The organism is Streptomyces sp. NPDC087300 (assembly GCF_044744425.1).
Classification (GTDB): Bacteria; Actinomycetota; Actinomycetes; order Streptomycetales; family Streptomycetaceae; genus Streptomyces.
This window is the reverse complement of record NZ_JBIUYI010000001.1, coordinates 1,033,509-1,054,285: the sequence shown is the minus strand read 5'-3', so window position 1 is coordinate 1,054,285 and position 20,777 is coordinate 1,033,509. Positions and strand designations below refer to the sequence as shown.

Sequence of the window (20,777 nt, the reverse complement as noted above, 5' to 3'; positions counted from 1 at the left end):
GACCAGGGTGAGCGGGTGAGGGGGTGGGGTTCAGGCGGTGGCTCGGGGAAGCTCCTCGCCCCATTCGAGGGCACCGTCGAGGGTGCGTCGCCCGAGTACTCCAGAGCGCAGGAGCGGCGCGTTGCCCCAGGACGGCAGCGCGCGCTCGGAACGACGGATGGTGTCGAACGGGAGCGCGGATCCGGCGGCGCACAGCTCACCGGTGTGCCCGGCTGCCGCAGGACGGCCGAGCGGGTCCATCACGTGCACGCGGACCTGGGGTACCGGTGTGCCCAAGGCTTCGGCGGACAGACGGGCCTCTCCCTGAGCCGTGAACTCGCGTGAGGCCCAGGGCAGGACGCCCCCTGCCGGCGCGAAGTCGGCGCGCAGCCGGGTACCCGGCAGGGCCTCGAAGTGCCGGGCCACCAGCGGGCCGGGGGCCGGTCGGCCGATGAGCTGGACGAGGCGGGGGCGGACGGGCAGTGCGTCGACGACGGCGTCGTACTCCTCGGGACTGAACACGGTGGCGCACGCCGGTCCACCGCGTACCACCGGGGAGCCGGGGCGGGGCAACGTGCGGAGTGCCCCGCCGGAGGTGAACGCCCACCACATGCCGGACAGGGCGCTCGTGCCCGCCGGCGGCCCGGAGACGAAGACCTGGCGGGGAGCGGGGCCCGCGGCGCGGGCCCTGGCTCCGAGGGAGAGCTGCCAGGCACGGTGGTCGATCAGCTGCCCGGTGGGCTCGTCGGGGCTTCCCTCGGAGATCAGCAGATAGGCGGCTTCCCGTGCTTGGGAGAGCGGCAGCGCCCGGTCCGACCGCTGGGCGGTGGCCCAGCGCCATGTCTGCTCGTCGTCGAGGGGCAGCACGGCGTGGCCGCGCGGCCACAGGGTGTGGGTCGATCGGCTGCACAGGACCAACTGGGCGCCGCTGAGGGCGGCTGCCGTCCGCAGCTCCCGTTGTCCCAGGTCGTGCGTCGTGGGGACGCACACCCCTCCCGCCTTGAGGACGGCCAACTGCGCGACCAATGCCTGTTGGTGGTCGTCACAGTGGATGATCACCGGGTCGCCGAGCTGGACGCCGTTGCGTATCAGCAGCGATGCCAGTTGCGTGGCCCGCCTCTCCGCCGTGGCGAAGCGCAGGACGCCGCGAGCGTCCTGCACGGCGATGCCGTCGGGCCGACGCCTCGCGGTCTGCGTGAACAGACCGTCGAGGGTGTCGGCAGGCGGCGGGAGGGCCGTATCGACCGCTCGGGCTCCGACCGTGGCATGGGTCGTTCGGGAGGGGAACGCTGCGTGAGACGGCTGGACGGCACGGGTGTGGCGCGGTGGCGCCATCTGGTCGGTCCTCACGGTGCTTCCTTTGGATAGGGGACGGCGCAAGCCTGACGCCTCGCTCTGGGGAACCTCTTGATGAATTCCTGTTCCTCGTCGAACGGCGGCCACGAGGCGTAGCGGCGCATCCCGTACAACAGGGGCCGCTGTGCCCGGAGTTGCGTGACGACGTCCAGCTTGCCCAGGACCACGCAGTGGTCCCCCACCTCGTGTGTGGTCACCACGGAGCAGTCAGCGATGGTGTGGGACGAGTGCGTCAGGTGTGGTCCCGCGGCGCCCGCGTGGGCGTACCAGGCGACCCGATCGAAGCGGTCCGGGGCGCCGGAGGCGAAGAGCTCCGCCGTCGGGCGTGACTGCTCGTGCAACAGGTTGACGGCGAACCGGCCGCTGTCCCGCACGGCGTTGAGTGTCGGGCTGTTGCCGCGCAGACAGACGAGGAGCACGGGCGGATCGAGCGAGACACTGCACAGAGACGTACAGGTCATGCCCCACTGCGCGCCGTCCTGTGTGGACGTCGTCACGATGGAGACGCCGGTGGGAAACGCTGTCATCAGCGAGCGAAGATCGCCTGGTGGGTGGCTTCCTGTGGCATGGCGGCCTGTCATGGCATTGCCTCCTGGGGGGAATGAGGGGTGTCGCGGCGTGCCTATACCGCGGTCGCGGCGGGCTCTGCGGTGGCGAACGGAGGGGCGGCCGGCGGCATCCGAAGCCATGGGCGCATTTCGGCGACCAGTACGCGCGTGAAGTGGGCGAAGGAGTCGTCGAGGAAGTGGAAGTGCCCGCCGGGCAGCAGGCACTTGGTGAACCCCCGCGAGGTCTCGCGCGACCAGGAGTCCAGATACCGCGGTGGCGCAAGCGGATCCTCGGCGGCGCCGAAGGCCGTCACCGGAGCTGCCAGGGGGCGGCGGGCGGCGTCCGGGCGGTAGGCGCCAAGGGCGCCGAAGTCGGACCGGATCAGCCGGAGGAAACGTCGGCGGAAGTCGGGGAGTTCGTGGAGGAGAGGAGGCAGCCCGCCCAGTTGGTCGAGACCGTGCAGCAACTCCTCGTCGGGCATGGCCGGGCTGAGGCGCGGACCCGGGACCGAGGCGTCCGGCGCCACCCGGCCGGACACTCCCAACCACACCACCGGAACGCCTCGTTGCTCCAGTGCGTGCGCGACCTCGAACGCGATGATCGCGCCCAGGCTGTGGCCGAACAGGGCCAGCGGCGCCGGCCCGCTCCAGGGAAGCAGGTCTTCGACCGTCCGGGAGACGAGGGACGCCACGTCGGTGGACGGCGGCTCCGTGTGCCGCTTGCCCCGCCCCGGCAGATCCACCAGCAGAGGGTCCCAGCCGTCGGGGAGACCGCGGGTCAGCGGGAAATAGCCCGAGGCCGAACCTCCGGCGTGATGGAACACCGCGAGGCGGAGCGTAGGTGTGTCCAGCTTGCGTGGGCGTATGAAGGCAGTCACCCGCGGGGCACCTCCGCCCCTGTCCGGGCCGCGGTGGCGGCGATGTTGTCCGAGAGCCGGTCGAACAGCTCGGCGAGCGGCAGGTCGAGAGGAAGGTCTTCGGGCGTGAGGCTGAGGGAGTAGTGGGTCTCGACCCGGGTGATGAAGAGGGTCGACAGGAGTGAGTCGCCGCCGGTCTCCAGGAACGACAGGTCTGGATCCACGGGGTCGGGGGACTGCAGGACGTCGGTCATCTCGGCGCGCAGATAGGCACGCAGAGCCTCGCGGTCGTCCGGGGACGGCAGAGCCGGGTGTGGTGGGGTGCTCCCGGGACGCGAACTCTCGGCCACCGTGTCCGGTGAGGGCTCATCGAGCCAGTGGCGCCTGCGGGTGAACGGGTAGGTGGGCAGGTCGCCGAGCAGGTGCGTGCCAGGAGCCGCGATGGCGTCGAACTGGAGATTCGCGCCCGCTGCGAAGAGCGCGGCCAGTGCGTCCAGCAGGTGGGTGACGGTGGTGCCAGGGCGTTCCGAGACGAGGACGTGCCGTTCCTCGGAGCCCCAGGAGAGGACGGCCGGCGCCTGCTGGGAGAGCTCACCCGGTACCACCGACACGCCCAACCCGAGGGCCTGACCTACAAGGGTCAAGGCCTGGACCGGGTCGCTCGCGCCGTCCGCAGCGGCATCGGCCAGCCCGGGAAGAGCATCGACGAGTTCGGTGATTCCCGCGGACAGCCGGTCCGTGTCCGTGGTCACGTGCAGCGTCACCCGGTCGACGGCCGGTGGTCGCGGGAGCCTGCCGGGGGCTTGGGGCCGTTGCTCCGATGCCATCTGCAGAGCGTCGGCCAGCTCGGCCACGGTCGTGCCCGTGACAGCCAGTCGGTGCGGGAAGACGGCGCGTCCCGTCCGAAGCGTGTGGCATACCGAGGACACCATCGAGCCGTCCGTGCCCTTCAGATGTGTCCTGACCCGCTCGGCCAGCCTCAGCAGCGCTTCTTCGTCCTTGGCGGAGAGAGTCAGCAGCTCCTGACGGGCGCCGCCGGAATCGGCGGACACCGCGGGGCAGGCACGGCGCACCGGTACGTCGGTCTCGTGCGCGGCAAGGACGACATGCGCGTTGGTGCCGCTCATCCCGAAGGAGTTGACGCCGGCGACTCGATGCGTCAGCGACCGCGGCCAAGGACGAGGGCTGCGGGGCACCTCGAACGGCAGCTGGTTCCATGGGATATGAGGGTTGAGTTCACCGTCCTCGTCCGCCGCCGCAGCGGGGATCTCGCCCTTCTTGAGCATCAGGGCCGCCTTCATCACCGCGGCGACCCCCGATGCGGCCTCCAAGTGACCCAGGCGGGACTTCACACTGCCCAGCGCCAGTGGGGCGTCTCGGTCCCGTACGGCCTCGCCCACCACCTCGTGGAGGGCGCCGATCTCGATGGGGTCGCCGAGAGCGGTTCCGGTCCCATGCGCCTCGATCCATCCGAGCTCCGACGGATCGGTGCGGGCGTCGGCCAGCGCCGCGCGGATCACCTCCTGCTGCGCGGGGCCGTTGGGTGCGGTCAGCCCGGACGCGGCGCCGTCGTGGTTGATGGCCGTGCCGCGGATGACGGCCAGGATCGGCCGATCCTCCCGCTGGGCGTCGGCCAGGCGCATGAGCGCAAGCGCACCCACGCCCTCCCCTCGCCCGTACCCGTCGGCGGAAGCCATGAACGCCTTGGAGCGCCCTTCGGGGGACAGAGCCCGTGTCTGCGACAGCGAGACCATCAAGTTGGCGGAGAGCAGCAGGTTGGAGCCACACACCAATGCGTAGCGGCACTCCTCGCCGCGCAGGCCGCGCACCGCGAGGTGCAGCGCGGACAGTGACGACGAGCAGGCTGTGTCCACGCTGACGACCGGTCCGGAGAAGCCCATCACGTAGCTGATGCGCCCCGCGCCGAAGCACAGCCCTCCGCCCGTCGTGTAGTAGGGATCGATCCTTGTGGTGTCCGCGCGGTCCTCGAGACGTTCGCTGTACTCGGAGGCCATCATGCCCAAGTACACGCCCACGTCGAGGCGTTCAGAGCGTCGTACCGGAATGGCCGCACGCTCCAGTGCCTCCCACGCCGTTTCCAGGAGCAGCCGCTGCTGCGGGTCCAGGAATGTCGCCTCGCGAGCGGAGATCCCGAAGAAGTCCGCGTCGAAGTCGGCGATGTTCGCGAGGAACCCCGCCCGTGACACGTACGACCGTCCGGGCGTACCCGGCGTCGGGTCGTACACGGCTCGCAGGCCCGGACGGTCGTCGGGCAGTTCGGATTGGGCGTTCGTGCCGCTGCGCAGGAAGTCCCAGTAGCTCTCGGGCGAGTCGATGTCCTCGGCGGTGCCGGACGGCAGCCGCATGCCCATCCCGACGATGGCGATGGGGGCGTGCCTGGCTTCCTCCAGCTCCTCCACCCTGGCCCGCAGCCGACGGGACAGCTTCAGCTGATCCTCCATCAAGGCGCGTATCTGCGCGGTGTCCATGGTCTGTGCCCTCATTTCTCTGTTGCCACGTCCGCTTGCACGGTGTGGAGGAGTTCGTCGAAGGACAGGCTCTGCAGGGAACCGTCATCGGTCGGAGCGTCGGGGACGACGGGTGGCGGTGGCGTGTGCTCCGTCCTCACGGGCGGCTGATCCGACGCCGGATAGAGCCCACGGGCGGCGTAGGCGGCCAGCTGAGCGACCGTGGGGTGATCGAAGGCGACCGTCGCGGGCAGGTCGGTGCCCAGGGCGTGCGCGAGCCGGGTCCGCAGGTCGATCGACATGATGGAGTCGAGTCCCATGTCGCCGAAGCCGAGGTCGTCGTCCGTGGAGTCGCTGCCGAGCACTTCACCGGTGAGCGTGTGCAGAGCGGCGCGCAGGCGGGCGTCGCCGTCCGCAGCTGAGAGGGCGTGGAGCTCACCGCGGAGCCAGCCACGGGCAGGCTCCTGCTTCGCGGCAGGCTGCCGCACGGCGCCGTCGAACATGCTGCTGCGGCCCTGGGCCGACAAGGCCGCGCCGTATCGCGAACGGTCCACCGCGACGGCGACGAGCCTCTCCCGCTGCCCGGTGAGAGCCAGGGCGAGCAGCTCTTCGGCTTCGTCGTCGGCGATCGGCCGGATGCCGAGCCCGGCCGTGGCTCCTTCGACGACGTCGTTCGCGGCGAGTCCACGCCCCGAACGCGGGAGCCACGGGCCCCAATTGATGCTGGTGGCCGGGACACCCCGACGACGGAGCCGGTGGGCCAGGCCGTCCAGGAACCCGTTGGCCGCCGCGTAGTTGGTCTGGCCGGCCGAGCCCAGCACGCTGGCGGCGGACGAGAAGAGCACGAAGGCGTCCAAGGGCTGCTCGCCCAGGGCTCGGACGAGGGCGTCGGCTCCGTGGGCCTTCGCCTCGAAGACGGCCCTGAAGGAATCGGGCGTGAGCTGCTCGAAAGCGTGGTCGTCCGTGGTTCCGGCCAGATGCAGCACCGTGCGCAGCGGAGCATCCTGGGCGGCGTGGTCCACGGCCCTTCGACAGTCCTCCGGATCGGTGACATCACCGCGCAGTACGTGCACGCGTGTGCCGGAGGCCTCGAGTTCCTCGAGTGCGCTCCGTGCGGCGTCGTCCGGATCGGAGCGTGACATCAAGGTGATGGACGAAACCTCGCGCCGGGCCAGGAAGGCCGCCGCGCTGAGCCCCAGGCCTCCCAGTCCTCCGGTGATCAGGACGGAGCCTCGCTCCTTGGCCTGACCCGCTGCCTTCGCCGCGGGCGGGGCGGATTCCTGGAGCGGCGTGAGATGAGCCGTGCGCACCGACTCCGCGGTCATTTCGAGAACACCCTCGCGCGGCCCGTCCACCAGGGTGCGGGCCAGCGCCTTGGCGTCCCAGTCTTCGCCGAGGCCGACCCGCAACAGGCGGCGGCCCGGCTGCTCCGCCGCCAGCGAGGCCAGCATTCCCCACAGCGCCTCACGCAAGGGTGCGCCGGAGTCAGTGGCCGAGGAGAGCACGGCATACGGGACGTCGCCCGGTACGGACCGCAGCGACGCCGAGAGGTCCAAGGCGGCGGCCAAGGCGCTTTCGGCGTCCCCGGCGTCGTCCGGCAGGTGAAAGCGGGCGTCGACGATGACATCCGCGCCGAGCGGCCCGGAGGGCTCACCGGAGAACACCTGGTGCCCGAGGTCCTCCAGCGCCCCCTTGACCGTACGGCCCGTCTCTCCTTCGGCGCCGAGGAGGGCGACGACCCGCAGGCCGGAAGAGGCGAGGGCCGGTTCGAGCGGTTTCCACGATATGCCGTACGCGTGCTCCGTGCCCCTGCGCAGTGAGCGCTCCAAGAGCGCCCGCGGAGCGAGGCGGAACCGGAAGTCGTCCACGGCCAGGACCGTTGAACCGTCGGACCGGAAGAGATGCAGGTCCGCCGACTCGACCTGGAGGAAGTCGCCCGACCGACGGTTGCGTACGGCCTGCACATGACCCCACAGATCCTCGCCCCGAGGCGGTCGGCCGGGGAAGTCGAGTCGGGAGGCAGCGAAGGGAATGGCGAGTTCGGACGCCTCGGCCGCCGCCGTCTCGCCGTGCTGATCGACGGCGAACGCCACGGTGCTCTGAAGGCAGGAATCCAGGAGCCCCGGGTGGATCTCATAGGCCGACGAGGGCTCGTTCATGTGCTCCGGCTCGACGAAGCGGACGAGCGCCTCGTCACCCTTGATCCAGGCTTCCGCCAGCCAGCGGAAGGAGGGGCCCAAGTGGTAGCCGAGCGTACGCAGGTGGCGATAGAAGGCGGCGCCGGTCAGATGCCGCTCGGCCGTGGCGACGAAGGCGTCGCGATCCGGCACGGAACGGGACGGTCCCGGCACCGCGGGTACGGCACGGGCGGCCAAGTGCTCCTGCCATCGGTTGCTCTGCGGGTCCACGAGACTCTGGACGCTCACGGTCGTGGCGCCGTCCTCCTGCTCGAAGGAGACGGTCTGCAGTTCGTAGCGCTCGCCTTCGTGCAGGACCAGCGCACGCGGGAAGTGGAGGTCTGCCAAGGCGATGGGCACGCCACCGCTGCCCAGCGCCGACAGGGTGGTCGCCGTCTGGGAGGCCCCGGGGACCGACACCGTGCCGAACAGCCGATGGTCGGTCAGGTGCGGGGGATGTGAGGTGCTGCGTTCCGAGACGAAGACCCGACCGCGCAGCGCCGGCGAGCGCAACTCGGTGCCCCAGGCCGGACCGTGGGTCCACGGAACGTCCGGCGACGGCGTGCTCCGGGCACGCGTCCAGTGCCGCGACGTGGCGAACGGGTACCGTGGTGCACCCACACGAGGGGCGCTGCCACGCGGATGCACGGCGTTCCAGTCGAGGTCCTGCCCCTGCTCGTAGAGGGTCTTGGCCGCGGTCAGGAGCGACTCGCGATCGCTCCCACCACGTCGCAAGGAGGCCGCGAGCCCGCCGGCCGGCCCCCGGCCCGCGGCTCGTACCAGATTGATCAGGGTGCGGTCCGGGCCGATCTCCAGACACACGTCGATCCCCAGTGGGGCCAACTGCCGCGCGCTGTCGTAGAAGCGGACCGGGTTGCGGGCGTGCTCACACCAGTAGGCGGCGTCGTAGGTCCGCACGTCGGCGAGGCGGCCCGTCACGTTGGACACGATGGGCAGTGTCGGCTCCCGGAAGGTGAACGAACCCAGAGCCTCGGCCAAGTCGGGGAGTACCGGGTCCAGGAGACGCGAGTGAAACGCGTGGGAGACGCTGAGGGGCCGGGTCCGCACACCCTGCTGCCGCAGCCCGGCGGCCAGGGCGTGCACTGCTTCCGGGACACCGGAGACGACGACCGACTCGGGGCCGTTGACCGCCGCGACATCCAGGCCCGTACCGTCGATCCAGTCCCGTACGGCCTCCTCGGACGCGACGACGGCCAGCATGCTGCCGCGATCGGTCCCCTGCATCAGCCGGGCCCGCTCGAGGACCAACTCGAACCCCGTGGACAGGTCCATGACTCCGGCGTGGAGGGCCGCGGAAATCTCGCCGACGCTGTGGCCCAAGACGACTGCCGGTGTCACGCCCCAGGACTTCCACAGGGCGGCGAGCGCCACTTCCAGCGCCACCAGGGCGGGCTGCGTCACACGTGTCTCGTTGATCGCTTGGTGGTCACTGCCGTAGAACGTCAGCTCGGCCAGGGAGGCACCGAGCCGCGGAGCGACCACCTGATCGCAGGAGTCGAACACCTCGCGGAAAACGGGTTCGTTCTCGTACAACTCCCGGCCCATCCCGAAGTACTGACTGCCCTGCCCCGAAAAGAGGAAGGCGACTTGGGGAGGACGCGAGGGCGCCGGATCCGGCGTGGAGCCCCGCAACGCCTTCATGAGCTGGTCGCGGGAGCTTCCCAACAGGGCCCGTCGGTAAGGGAAATGCGCACGCCCGGCAGTCGCAGCCGCGGCCAGGGAGGGGAGTTCGTCATCGGAGGCATGCGACAGCCGCTGCTCCCAGGCCGTGGTCAGCCGCTCAAGGCCCTCGGCATCGGGGGCGGACAAGGGCACGAGGTGGGCCGTGGCCGGCTCCGGGACCGCCGGCGGGACAGGGCAGGAGTCCGGCGGATCCGACAGCAAGATGTGTGCGTTCGTACCGGTGAACCCGAACCCGGAGACACCGGCGAGACGGGGCCGCTCACCGGCCTGCCACGGGACCGCCTCGTCCGCCACGCGGATGTTCATGTCGTCCCACGGGACATGTGGGTTGGGCCGGTCGAAGTGGAGGTTGGCGGGTATTACCCCGTGACGCAGTGCCAGGACGGTCTTGATGACGCCTACGACACCCGCCGCTGACTCACAGTGACCCACGTTGCTCTTGGCCGAGCCGACGAGGAGGGGTTCCTCGGGGCGCCTGCCGGGGCCGAGCACCTTCCACGCGGCGCCCAGTTCGATGGGGTCGCCCAGCGCGGTGCCGGTCCCGTGAGCTTCCAGGTACGACACTTCGTGACCCGCGACGCCCGCATCCGCGAGGGCCGTGGCGAGCATCAGTTCCTGGGCGTGTCCGTTGGGGGCCGTGAGCCCCGATGACGCGCCGTCCTGGTTCACGGCGCTGCCGCGGATCACCGCCAGCACCCGGTCCCCGTCGCGACGAGCGTCGCCCAGGCGCTTGAGCGCGAGCACCCCGCACCCTTCGGAGCGCACGAAGCCGTCCGCGTCGGCGGAGAAGGTCCGGCAGCGACCGCGCGGCGAGAGCATATGGGCACGGCTGACCGCGATGGACGACAGCGGGTCGAGGAGGATGTTGGCTCCGCCCGCCAACACCGTGTCGGTCTCGCCGGAGCGCAGCGAGCGCACGGCGAGGTGCAGCGCCACCAGCGAGGACGAGCAGGCCGTGTCGACTGCCATGGCCGGGCCGTGGAGACCCAGCGTGAATGCGATGCGTCCGGCAGCGGCGTTCAGCGCCGTGCCGGTGGTGTAGTAGGCGTCCACCTCGTCGGCTCCGCCTCCGGCCAGCAGCCGGGCGTAGTCGGCGTAGCTGAGGCCGACGAACACGCCGGTGCGCGAGCCGCGGAGCCCGCTCGGGTCGATGCCCGCGTCCTCAAGCGCGTGCCAGGCGGACTCCAGCAAGAGCCGCTGCTGCGGATCGAGGTTCGCCGCCTCCCGCGCCGGGATGTCAAAGAAGGCCGCGTCGAACCGGTCCAGGTCGCGCAGGAAGCCGCCCTGGTCGGTGGTGAGCGGGCCCGCACCACGCGTGATCGCCTCGTCCCAGCGGCCGGACGGGACGGTCCCGACTCCGTCACGGCCCGCCTTCAGCAACTCCCACAGCTCGTCCACCGAGTCCGCTCCGGGGAAGCGGCCGGCCATACCGACGACGGCGATGGGTTCCTGATTCCGTGCGCCGGATCGAGCCGACTGCTCCTGACCGGCATCGGCGCCGGCGGAGGCCGGGGCCGCCGCGGCAGGGAGCGGAGACGCAGTCTGCGTCACGGGCTCTTCCTGCCCGGCGGGCTCGTCCAGCAGGAATCGAGCGAGTTCATGGACGGTCGGGTAGTTGAAGACGTCCGCGACCTGGAAGCGGAGGCCGAACACCTGGGAGAGCCGGACCGACAGCTCCATCGCCATGATGGAGTCGAGTCCGAGGTCGAGGAACCCGATGGTGTCCTGGACCGCGCCCGGGTCCGCGTGGCCCAACTGCTCGGCGACCAGGAGCCGTACGTGACGGAGCACGGTCTGCTCGCGCACCTTCGGCGTCAGCGAGGCCAGTTCGTCGGCCAAGCTCCGCGCCTTGGGCTCCTCGGCCGCGGGAGCGTCGGCCGGGCCGGACGCGCCCGTCGCGGCCGCGTCGGCGAACAGACCCCGGGACCGCAGGCCCGACATCACGCGAGCGAGCCGCGGCGGGTCGAGGGGACAGAGCACCACGTGGCCCGAGGGCGAGGTGGCGTGGCCCGTGAGTGCCGCGCGTCCGGCCTCGGGGCTCAGCGCGCCCACGCCCAGACGGGCGAAGCGTGCTCGTGCGTCGTCGTCGGCCATGCCCAGGCCGTCCAGCGCCCAAGGCCCGTAGGCCAGGCTGGTCGCCGGCAGTCCGGAGCCGACGCGGCTCGCCGCCAGCGCGTCCAAGGCTCCGTTGGCGGCGGAGTACGCGGCGCACCCCTCGGTGCCCCACTGTGCCGAGACGGAGGAGACCAGCACGAAGAAGTCCAACGGCCAGTCGGCGGAGGCCAGGTGCAGCAACCAGGCAGGTGCGGCCTTGGCACTGAGCGCGACCGCGAAGTCCTGTCGGGTCGTCTCGGCCGCCGGGGAACGCTCCAGGGTGCCTGCCGCGTGCAGGATGCCCCGTACGGCAGGCATGTCCCGCAAGGGGGTGCAGGCCGCATCGAGCTTCTCCCGCGTGTCGCAGCCTCCCGAGCGGTAGACGACCTCCGCGCCGAGGGAGCGCAACCGGGTCAGCAAGGAGCGTGCCTCCGCGGGCAGTTCCTGTTCCGGTCGCCTGCCGATGAGCAGGAGGTGGCGCGCTCCGCGTGCCACCAGCTCCTGCGTCAGCTCGCGACCGACGGCGCCGAGTCCGCCCGTCACCAGGTACGTCGCGTCCGCCCGTACCGTGAGCGCGCTCCTGTGTCGGTCTGCGGTCCGCAGCCGTGCCGCGCGCACTTGGCCCGCGCGGATGGCCGCCGCGTCCTCCACAGGCGTGCCGCTGCCCATCGCGTGCGCTTGCGTCTGTTCTCCGATGAAGCCGATGAGGGCGCTCGCGTCCGCTGCCGTCGGGACGGCCGGCAGGTCGACGATCCCGCCCCACGAGGAGCCGAGTTCGAGGCCCAACACGGGAGCGAGCCCGTGCAGCGCGCCGTGGCCGGTCGCGTGCCTCGTCCGCTCGCCTTCGACGACGCGGAGCGTGCCGCGGGTCAGTACGTGGACGCGATGCGGGCCACCGGCCCGCGCAAGCCCTCGTACCGCCGCGGTCACGGACGCGCAGAGCGATGCGGTATCGGTCACCGGATCCTTGCGACCGTCGGCGGACGTGACGGACGGGGAGTCCGGCGCCAGCAGAAGCGGGCAGGGGGACTGCCCTGCCAGGTCTGCGAAGAACGCGGCCCAGCCGTCGGCGTCAGTGGGCAGGGGGGCCTGCTGCCAGCCGTCCGGCACCGCTATGGGCTCCGGGGCGAGCACGGTCCCGCACTCGGCCTGAGCCATCAGGAGGCTGAGCAGTTCGTGGTCGTCACCGGCTATGACGAGCCGTTCCACGGGGGCGCCGACGGCCGGCAGGGCCTCCCAGACCACCTCGTGGGCGACGGGGCGCGGCGGACCGCTCTCCCCGGTCGGCGGCGACACCGCCGGGGCCGGGAGCGCGGCCTGAGCCGGTGCGTCCGGCGCGTGGCGCCGGCGTTGCCACGGATACGACGGCAGACCGGCGACGCGCCGGGGGATCCCGTGCGCGGGCGCAGGCTCTTGGCTCGGGCTGTCCCCGGGGGCCGTCTCCGTCAGCTCCACGGCGTCCGAGGGGATCCCGCTCGCCAGCGCCCGCAAGGCGGCGCATGCCGTGGTGATGTCACCGGCCGTCACCCGGGCGCGCACCAGGTGGTGGCTGCGGCCGTGGGTCGTGGTGTAGGCGAAGGCGGCGTAGCCGTCCGAGGCGGCAGCAGGGGACTCGAGATGGTCCGCGTAGCGCTTCGCCAGCTCTCGTAGTGCCTCAGGGGTGCGGGCCGACAGGTCGAAGCCCGTGACCGGGGCGGTGGCCTCGGCCGGCGTGGCTTCCGCCACGGGCGGTGGCCCCAGGACGGCGTGGGCGTTGGTGCCACTCATCCCGAACGAGCTGACGGCTGCGAAGCGTCCCGCTTCGGTCGGCCATGCCAGCAACTCGTCCGGCACTGTGATGTTCGTCCCTGACAGGTCGATGCGCGGATTGAGCGTGCGGAAGTGCACAAGGGGAGGGATGAGGCGGTGCCGCAGCGTCAGAACGGCCTTGATCAGCCCCGCGATGCCGGCTGCGCTCTCCAGATGGCCGAAGTTGGTCTTCACCGATCCCACCGGCAGGGGCGAGCCGTTGTTGCGCCGCCCGAGAGTGGTGGCGAGCGCCTCCATCTCGATCGGGTCTCCGAGCGCGGTGCCGGTGCCGTGCGCCTCGACATGGCCGATGTCAGAGGGCTCGAGGCCGGCCTGGGCCAGGGCCGCCTCGATGAGCGAGACCTGGGAGAGCACATTCGGCGCGGTGAAACCGCCGGAGCGTCCGTCCTGGTTGACGGCCGTCGCGTGCAGCACGGCATGGATCCGGTCGCCGTCGCGCCGTGCGTGCTCCAGCAGTTTCAGTACGACCGCACCGCAGCCCTCGCCGCGCGTGAAGCCGTTGGCCCGGGCGTCGAAGGTCTTGCAGAGGCCGTCGGGCGCGAGCGACCGGGTCTCCTGCACGAGGCGCATCGAGCGGGGGGACATGATGAGGTTGGCTCCCGCCGCGAAGGCGACCTCGCATTCCCCGCGGCGCAGGGCCTGCGCGGCCAAGTGCACCGCGACCAGGGAGGACGAACAGGCGGTGTCCACAGCGACCGCCGGTCCCCGCAGCCCGAGGGCGTGGGCGATGCGTCCGGCCGCGAAGTTGTGGCCGTTGCCTGTGGTGGCGTAGGCGTCGGGCTCGGACTCGAGCCACTCCCGGTAGTCCTGCCACATGATGCCCAGGTAGACCCCGGCGGTGACGGTGTCGAGCCGCCGCGCGGGGATCGCCGCGCTCTCCAGGGCTTCCCACGCGACCTCGAGGAGCAGCCGGTGCTGTGGGTCGAGATGGCGGGCCTCGCGAGGACTGATGCCGAAGAACTCGGCGTCGAACCCGAGGACGTCGTCGAGGAATCCGCCTCGCTGCGGCAGCCCCTGCCAATCGGCGGCGAAGGGGCCCTTGCGCGCCTCGGGCAGGGGACGCACCAGGTCCTGTCCCTCGGCCAGCGCCGTCCAGTAACCGTCCAGGTCCTCGATGCCGCCAGGCAGACGCAGACCGATACCGACGATGGCGACCGCCTGGTTGCCCTCCTGCTCGTCGAGCCGTCGGCGCAAGGTCTTGATCGTGTCCAGTGCGCGGGTGAGAGGGGTCTGCTTCTGCTGGGGGCCGATGGCCGAGGCGTCGTTCGCCGGGCTGTCATTGGTGTTGCTGTGAGCCATGAGCTGGGTTCCTTGTGATCGAAGCCGACACAGCGTTGAGGTGGAGCGCGGCGCCGGTTCAGCCGCTCTCCGTGGACGCCGACAGCTGTTCGCCCAGCGCCTTGGCCAGTCCCTTCGGCGCGCCGTACGCCCAGAGGAGGGTGGGCGAGAGCCGGAGGCCGAACGCGGCTTCCAGCCGGTTGCGCAGTTCGAGGCTCATCAGGGAGTCGAGTCCGAGTGATTTGAACGTCGATTCCCTGCCGACCGCCGCCTGATCGAGGCGGAGCACCCGGGCCGCCAACTCGCGTACGGACGCCTCTATCAGCGCGATCCGTTCGTCCATGGGAGCTGCGGCGAGGCGAGCGCGGAGCTCGGTGGCCGAGGCGTTTCGGTCGTTGTCCTGCGTGACTGTGACGCGCAGTTCCTGCCAGCTGCCGCAGGCCGCGGTGTCCGGGTAGGCGTCGAACCACTGCCGCAGAGCCAGGGGGACATAGCCCGTCACCGCCTCGCCGCGACGCAACATGCGGCACAGCGCGGGCCAGGCTTCATCGGCTGGGAAGCCGCCCATGCCGCGCTCTTCGAGCCGGGCGCCGCGCAGGCTGTCCTGCGCGGCCAGGCCGATGTCGGAGAACGGACCCCACTGCACGCTCAGCGCGGGCAGCCCTCGACGGCGGCGCGCTTCGGCGAACGCGTCCAGGGCGGCGTTGGCCGCGGCGTACGCTGCCTGCCCCGCGTTGCCGAACAGGCCTGCGGCGGAGGAGAACAGCACGAAACAGTCCAGCGGATCGTCGGCTGTGACGGCCTGAAGATTTCGTGCGCCGTCCACCTTGGGCCGTACGACTTCCGCTGTCTGCTGCGGCGTCAGCGCGCTCACCGTGGCGTCGGACAGCACACCGGCGGCATGGAACACTCCGCGTAGCGGCGGCAGTTCCCTTCGCGCGTCTGCCAGTGTCCGGCCCAGCTCCATCAGGTCCGTGACGTCGCAGCGGGCTGTCCGTACCAGCACCCCGTCCGCCCTCAGCGCCGCCACCTGCGCGGCGGTGTCGCCCTGGATCGCGGAACGGCCGACGAGGAGCAGTGAACCCGCACCGTTCTCCGCCAGGAACCGGGCCAGCGACAGACCCAGCGCGCCCAGACCTCCGGTGATCAAATACGTACCGTCGGACCGGAAGCTGCCACCGGGCATGGGGAGCGCCGCCACGCTCTCTACCGTCGCCGGGTCGAAGAGGACGTGAGGGTGAGCGGCCGCTTCCGAACGCGGCGTTCGCGACGTCGCTTCCTGGAAGGTGAGCCTTCGCACCTCCGCCGTGGGCAGCAAGCCCTCCGAAACCAGCCGCAGGACCTCCTCCAGTGCCTCGGCGAACTGCTCGGGACGACGTTGGAGGAGGCCGACCGGATCCAGCGAGGCCACACTGGCCCCGCCGCTGAGAGCTGTCGCGTTGAGCCGCGTCCCCTGAGCGGCAGAACCGACCGCGGCACCGATGCCGGTGAGAGCGATCAGACGCCCGTCGGGGGCGAGCGCGTCCAGGGCGTACGCGAGTTCGGAGCCAGCGGTCGGACACAGGACGACATCCGCCCCCAGGCCGCCGGTGTCCGTGCGCACGGCCTGCGGCCACGACAGATCCCGGGCGTCGTATACATGCTCGGCCCCGAGCGTCCGCAGGGCCTCGTCATGCGCCGCGTCGACGCTGACGACGAGGACGTGAGCACCCCGCGCACGGGCGATCCGCAGGGCGACGTCGGTGACAGGGCCAACCGCGGAGTGGATCAACAGGGTGTCGCCCTCGGAGAGCCGACCCACGCGGTCCAGGCCGTGCCGGGCGGCGACAGCCGTCGGGAGCAGAGCCGTGACGTCGACGATGTCGGTGCCCTCGGGAACCGGCCACGTGTGCTCGGCACGTACGACCACATGACTGGCCGGACCGTCGAGCCCACAGGCGACGACCAGTTCGCCGGCCAGCGAGCGCTCCACACCGGGGCCGACCGCGCTCACGCGGCCCGCGAAGCCGTGCACAGCGTGCGGCCCTTCGGCGGTGCCGGAGCCCGGTGCCATGTCGACCGGGTCCAGGGTGGCGGTGAGCAGCTCGAGCTCCACCTCGCCGGGTCCGGGCAGGCGTCGGGTCAGCGGGACATACTGAGCCGACCCGTCCACGGATTGCCCCGAGAGCCGGAACGGCTGCGTCCCGGTGTGCTGTGGTGGCAGGGCGGCGAGCAGCTCGTCGGGTACGGGCCCGCGGACGAGCCGGGCGCCCAGGCGTCGGCTTTCGCGCAACGCGATCTGATCCTCGCTGTCATCGACGAGGACCTCGGCCGCGCACTGCTGTGCCCACCTGGTGTCCGCAGTGGCCACATCGACGATCCGAGGATTCAACTCCCCGTGTTCACGGCGCAGTACGCGGGTGTAGCCCCAGTACAACGCCGCTTCGGGGTCGGGTACGTCGATGTGGTCCACCGCTTGGGCACCCGCGGTCACGACGGTGACCCGTGGCAGCACGCTCCGTTCCGAGCAGGCACGCACGAGCGCGGTGAGCCGACCGATACCGAGCCGCTGCGCCTCGACGCCGTCCGACCCCCGCGGGGCCAGGTAGACGACTCCTTCGAGATCCGGCACCTCGCCGAGCTGATCCCGCGGCGCCACCTCGTCGCCGAGCGGTACCAGCGTGGCTTTGACGCCGGCGGAGCTCAAGGCCGACACCAACGCGTCACCTGCTTCGTACGCCTCCGTGCACACGGCCCAACTGCCGTGCCCCCCATGAGGGATGTCCTTGTCCGGAACATCGAGGGGAGCCAGCTCCCGCCACCTCAGGTGATACAGCCGCGTGGTGTCGCCGCTGTCCGCCGTCTGCGCCCGCAGCGGTTCCAGCTCAAGTCCTCTGAGCGACAGCAACGGTGTCCGGGCGCCGTCGAACAGGTCTATGTCGAGCGTGCCGTCCGCGAGCCGCACCGCATGGGACCACACGGTTTCAACGGGCTGGTCACTCTCGTGCAGTACCCGAAGCGAGCGGATGCCCGTGGGCACGAGAGCAGCGCCGTCGCCGCGGTCGGCACAGAGCGCGAGCGACACCTGGAGTGCGCCGTCCCACAGTGCCGGGTGCAGCACGTGCTGTCGGTTCGTGGCGCGCAGCGGATCCGGCAGAGTCACCTCGCCCACGGCCCGCGAGCCATCACCGTGCCGGTGGAGCCGTCGAATGTTGCGGAAGGTGGTTCCGTACTCCAGGCCCCGCTCGGCCCACTCGTCGTAGAAGTCGTCCACCTCGACGGACTGGGCAGAGCCGACCCAGTCGGGGAACAGCGGCAGCGGCGCCTCAGCGGCCCAGCGGTATGCGTGTGCCTCGGCGTTCACCTGCCACGAGCTGTCGCCCTCGGACAGCGACAGAAGTCGGAACACGCCGCCGTCCACGCGCTCGTCGCGCCACTCGGCCGTCAGACGGGAGGGGGCTTCGCCCACACCGACTCCCTTGCGGAAGACCACGTCGTCCAGCCTGAGGGGCAGTGTTCCCCAGCGGGCCCGCGCCGTGTTGACGGCGACGGCCAGCACGGCCGTCCCCGGCACCACAGGAGTGCCGTGCACTTGGTGGTCCGCGAGCCAGGGCACGTCGATCGTGGAGAGTTCCAGGGCCGAGTGCCAAGTGCCCGCGGCGCCCGGGGCAGGCACGAGCGGCGCCTCGAAGCCGCGCGTGCCTCCGGTGTGCCGGGTGGGCTCGGCGACCCAGTGCCGTTCCGGCCGAAGAGGGTGGCCCGGCAGGGGAACGGGCCGGTTCCGGGGGAGCAGCCCGAAGGGAGCCAGCCCGGAGACGTAACCGCGGGCGAGAGCCAGCGCCACATCCTGAGGAGAACCGTGCTGACGGCGCAGAGTGGTGAGCACCACCGGCGGCTCGGCTCCGGCCGCGGCGAGCTGCTCGATCGCCGGTGCCAGGACTGGATGCGGACTGATCTCGACGACGTGGGTGACATCGGAGTCGAGGAGAGCGGTCATGGCATCGGCGAACTGGACCGGGCTGCGCAGGTTCTCCACCCAGTAGGCGGCAGTCATCTCCGGGCCGTCGAGGATCTCCCGACGCACCGTCGACATCAGCTGTACGGAGCCGGCACGAGGCTCGGCGGGATCGAGCGCGGCCAGCAGGTCCTCGTGCAGCTCATCCATCTGCGGACTGTGCGAGGCGTAGTCGACGTTGACCAGTCGGCAGTACGTTCCGTCCGCTTCCAGGAGCTCACGCAGCATCAGCACGGACTCTTCGTCGCCGGACAGCACACAGGAGCTGGGTCCGTTGTGCACGGCGAGCGAGACACTGTCCTCGAAACCCTCCAGCGCGGCGAGCGCCGCTTCCCGGCTCAGATCCACCGCGAGCATCCGGCCACGGCCGGAGGTGCGGCGCGCGATCGCGCTGCGCCGGGCCATCACCAGTGCGGCGTCCTCGTAGGTGAGGATGCCCGCGAGCGTGGCCGCGGTGATTTCACCCTGGCTGTGGCCGAGTACCACGTCGGATTCCACTCCTGCGGCCCGCCACAGCTCCGCGAGCCCCAACGACATGGCCCACAGCGCGGGCTGGAGCATGTCGATGCGCGTCATCCAGGTGTCCCCGGCCTCGCCGGTGAAGACCGCGACGAGGTCCCAGTCGATGTGCGGATCGAGTGCCTTGGCGCAGCGTTCTATGACTTCGGCGAACAGCGGGCTCTCGCGGAAGAGCTCCTGGCCCATGCGCTCCCACTGGGACCCCTGGCCGGGGAAGACGAACGCCGTGCGGCCAACCCGCCGCGCCTGTCCCCGCACCACACCGGGCTGTTCCTGTTGGCTGTCGGCATCGTCCGCCGCGGCCAGTGCGGCCAGACCGGTACGGAGTTCATCCGGGGTCGCGGAGAGCACCGCGGCCCGCTCGGGAAAGTGATCCCTTCGCCAAGCGAGCGTCCCGGCCATGGCCGGCACCCCGTCGGCGTCGTCCGGTACACAAGAGCCCAACTCCGCAGCCCGCCGGGCCAGGACGGAGGTGTCCTTCGCTGATACGGGTACGAGGTGCGGGAGTCCGGTGCGGCCGGACCCGGCCGGGTCCCTGGACAGGCTCGCGCGCTCGGGAGGCCCGGTCACCACCACGTGTGCGTTGGTGCCGCCCCAGCCGAAGGAGTTCACACCCAGATACACGGGGCCGGACTCGGGGAGCGGCTGCGGTTCCCGTACCACGCGCACATTCAGGTCGTCGAAAGGGATCTCCGGATTCAGCTGTTCCGCGTGCAGGCTCGGCGGCAGGACTCCGTGGCGCAGGGAGAGGAGCAGCTTGAACAGTCCGGCCATGCCAGCCGCGGCTTCCAGGTGGCCGATGTTCGACTTGATGGAACCCACCAGCACGGGATTCTGGGCTCGGTCGCCGCCGAGGACCCGTCCGATGGCCGTGGTCTCGATCGGATCGCCGCGACCGGTCCCGGTGCCGTGTGCCTCGATGTAGGTGGGGGCGCCCACCGGCACCGCACCGTCGCAGTAGGCACTGCGCAGGAGGTCTTCCTGGCCCTCCGGGCTCGGCGTCACGAGGCTCTCGCCACCGCCGTCGTTGTTGACGACCGTGCGTGCCACGACGGCGTGGATGCGGTCGCCGTCCTCAAGGGCTCGGCGCAGTGTCTTGAGGTAGAGCGCAGCGACCCCCTCGCCCCGGACGAAGCCGTCGGCCGAGGACGAGAAGGTCTTGCAACGTCCGTCCGGGGAGAGCGCCCCGAAGTGAGTGAGGCCGACCGACACGTGCGGGTGCAGCATCAGATTGGCGGCGCCGACGATCGCACTGTCCACCTCACCCTGTCGCAGGGCCTGGCCGGCCAGGTGCAGGGCGACGAGCGAAGACGAACAGCCGGTCTCCACCGTCATGCTGGGCCCACGCAGTTTGAACACGTACGACAGTCGGGCGGCGATCACATCGAGGGCGTTGCCGACCAGGCTGTGCGGGGTCGGCCGGGCACCGTGTTCCTCGCGCAGCAACTCGTAGTCGTGCCACGAGGCGCCGACGTATACCCCGGTCCGTGAGTCCGCGAGGTCGGACACTCGTTGCCCCGCGTCCTCCAGCGCGCGCCAGCCCATTTCCAGGAGGAGACGCTGCTGGGGATCGATGGCGGCGGCCTCACGGGGCGAGATGCCAAAGAACCCCGCGTCGAACTGGTCAACGCCTTCGATGAGACCGCCCACGCCCTGGATCTCCCGCTCCGGGTCGAGTTGGGCTGTGGCGTCCCAACGGTCGGCCGGAATGGGATGGATCGCGTCCCCGCGGTCCATCAGGAGTTTCCAGAGGCCGTCGGTGTCAGGGGCATCCGGAAAGCGTCCAGCCATTCCGACAACGGCAATGAGGTTCGATGGATCCTGAGCGGGATTCGCAACCATGGCTGATTCACTTCCTGCTGCGGAGAGTTTCCTGTAGCGCCACTGGAAACCCTAATCCGTCGCCCTCTCTCCTAGGAGCCCCCAATTTCTGTGATGCGCACCCCACGAATCCCCCTATCAGGGAGTAGGGGGGGTGTGGTCGAGAGTCCTTC

6 protein-coding genes are annotated in these 20,777 nt (G+C 71.0%); all 6 read right to left on the bottom strand.

Going from position 1 to position 20,777, the window contains the following annotated elements:
- Positions 1–30: 30 nt before the first annotated feature.
- A complete protein-coding gene (locus tag ACIO9J_RS04300; protein WP_401993061.1) occupies positions 31–1,314 on the bottom strand; it encodes an AMP-binding protein in 1,284 nt (427 codons plus the stop codon).
- 11 nt (positions 1,315–1,325) lie between these two features.
- Complete coding sequence (locus ACIO9J_RS04295; protein WP_401992217.1) at positions 1,326–1,862, bottom strand: flavin reductase family protein; 537 nt, start codon at positions 1,860–1,862, stop codon at positions 1,326–1,328.
- Between the two features lie 95 nt (positions 1,863–1,957).
- Complete coding sequence (locus ACIO9J_RS04290; protein ID WP_401992214.1) at positions 1,958–2,761, bottom strand: thioesterase II family protein; 804 nt, start codon at positions 2,759–2,761, stop codon at positions 1,958–1,960.
- Positions 2,758–5,229 carry a beta-ketoacyl synthase N-terminal-like domain-containing protein gene (locus ACIO9J_RS04285; protein ID WP_401992213.1) on the bottom strand — a complete coding sequence of 824 codons (2,472 nt, stop codon included), beginning with the start codon at positions 5,227–5,229 and terminating at the stop codon, positions 2,758–2,760. The genes ACIO9J_RS04290 and ACIO9J_RS04285 overlap by 4 nt, the downstream gene beginning before the upstream one ends.
- Before the next feature lie 11 nt (positions 5,230–5,240).
- On the bottom strand, positions 5,241–14,291 hold the full coding sequence (locus ACIO9J_RS04280) for a type I polyketide synthase (protein ID WP_401992210.1): 9,051 nt from the start codon (positions 14,289–14,291) through the stop codon (positions 5,241–5,243).
- A 58-nt stretch (positions 14,292–14,349) separates the two neighbouring features.
- Positions 14,350–20,625: an SDR family NAD(P)-dependent oxidoreductase gene (locus ACIO9J_RS04275; RefSeq protein WP_401992207.1), complete on the bottom strand. Its 6,276-nt coding sequence runs from the start codon at positions 20,623–20,625 to the stop codon at positions 14,350–14,352.
- Positions 20,626–20,777: the final 152 nt, after the last annotated feature.